We start from the raw sequence: 2,010 nt of genomic DNA, 5'->3' as shown, positions 1-2,010 counted from the left end.
CCCGGGGGGGGGCTGCTTCTTTTTTTTTTACCCCCCTGCCCCCCGGGCAAACCCCCCCGAAACACCCCGCCGCAACTGGGGCCCGCACCCCGCGGGCGGCGGGGCACCCCCGCGCGCCCCCGCTCCGTCCCATCCACGCTCCCGTACGGGCGATGACGAACCCTCCTGAGAGCGAGGGGGAGTGACAGAGAGCGACGGAGAGCGACGGGGAACGCGGAGAGAAGGAGGAGCGGCCCGGTGAAGAGCGATCACGGCGGCCAGGACCGCCAGGATGACCATGATCACCACGACGGCCCGAGTGTCATCGGCCCCCGCACCTCGGCGGACGACGAGGAGCGGACCGCGCGCTCGCGCCGCTGGCGGCTGCCCCTGATCGCCGGGGTGGCGCTGGCGGCGGTGGTCGCGGGCGGTGGGGTCCTCGTCGCGACCGATCCGGGCGCGGCCCGGACGGCGGACGGCGAACGGACGCTGCCCGCCCCGGTGGCCACGCCCACATCGGCCATCGCCCCCGGGGAGCCCGCCCCGCTCAGCGCCGTCGGACCGGGCACGGTCTACGAGGTGAGGGCCGGGGCGCTGGGTCGGACGACGGGGCCGCAGCGCGCCGCGGTCCACCATGCCGACGGCTCCGGTGTTCCCGTGGCCGAGGTGACCCGGCTGGGCCGGGCGCTGGGGCTGACGGGCGCGCCGGAGCGGGACGGCCCGTACTGGCGGATCTGGGCCGACCGGGACGGTGCGGGGCCCGTGCTCCAGGTGCACAACGCGGGCGCGGGTGAGTGGATCTATCACGGGGGCGAGAACCGCCGCACCGGCGCGGGGTGCGTCCAGGGCACGGCCTGCCCGTCCGGCGTCGGTCTCGGTCCCGGGCTGGCGCGGCTCGCTCCGTCGCTGACGCCCGGAAAGCTGGACGAAGCGTGGGCCCGGCGGGCGGCGGCGCCCGTGCTGCGGGCGATCGGCATGGCGGACGCCCAGGTCACGGTGGAGGCGGCGCGCGGCCCCGGCCGTACCGTCACCGCGCGGGCCGTCGTCGGCGGACTGCCGGTGCACGGTCTCGGCGCCACGGTCGAGGTGGCGGAGAACGGCCGGGTCAGCCATGGCCAGGGGGCGCTGGACCGCTTCACCCGGGCCGGTTCCCCGGAGATCTTCACCGCCCAGGAGGCCATCGACCAGTCCAACAGCCACGCCCTGGCGGCGAGCGACGACCAGGTGACGGACTGTGCCGTACCGGTACCGCTGAGCGAGGGCGGCACCGCGAAGAACTCGACACAACCCCAGGAGGATGGCGCCTCCGTGTCCAGCGGGATCCTGCCGCAGAAGCCGGAGCCGCTGCCGGAGCCCGGGCGGCCGACGCCGCTCACGGCCCCCGGGCTGCCGGATCCCTGCGCCCAGCCCACCCCGGCCCAGCGGCAGCGGATGACGGTCACCCGCGCGGTGCTCGGGCTCTGGCACCAGTACCTGAACGGGCGGCCGACGCTGACCCCCGCCTGGCTGCTCACACTCCAGCCGCACGGGAAGGCGGCGAAGCCCTTCGAGTCGCCGCTGTCCGCGGTCGAGGCGCCTCCCGCCGGTTCGGTTCCCCCGGCGCCGCCGAACGCGCCGCCCGCGGCCCCCTCGCCACCGGACTTCCTCGGGTACACGGCCACGGGCCGGACGCTGACCCTCGCCTTCGAGGGCGGGGTGTGCGGCGGTTATACGGCGGAGGCCGAGGAGAGCGCGACGGAGGTACGGGTACGGAGGCACGAGAAGCCGTCGGACGGGGTCTGCGTCGCCCTCGCCGTCACCCGCACGGTGAAGGTCACACTGGAGAAGCCGCTGGGTGACCGGCGCGTGGTGGCCGACGAGTCCGGCCGGACCCTCCGGCTCGCGCCGAAGAGCCCGCCGCTGCGGATCCACAAGGGCGACCCGCCGCTGTAACGCGCCGCCGGGTCCCCTCGGACCGGGCGATTCCGTTCCTGTCCGCCTCCGTAGGCCCCGTACGGGGGCGCAGGCCCGTCCCCGTACGGGGCCTACGGC

1 protein-coding gene is annotated in these 2,010 nt (G+C 76.2%); it reads left to right on the top strand.

What is annotated here, in order from left to right; translation table 11 throughout:
• Positions 1 to 237 precede the first annotated feature (237 nt).
• A complete protein-coding gene (locus ACFVIM_RS34880; protein WP_384310330.1) occupies positions 238 to 1,911 on the top strand; it encodes a hypothetical protein in 1,674 nt (557 codons plus the stop codon).
• Positions 1,912 to 2,010: the final 99 nt, after the last annotated feature.

Origin of the sequence: Streptomyces sp. NPDC057638 (assembly GCF_042800315.1) — a bacterium.
Lineage (GTDB): Bacteria > Actinomycetota > Actinomycetes > Streptomycetales > Streptomycetaceae > Streptomyces.
Note: the sequence above shows the minus strand (reverse complement) of the source record. Positions and strands in the feature narration are given on the sequence as shown.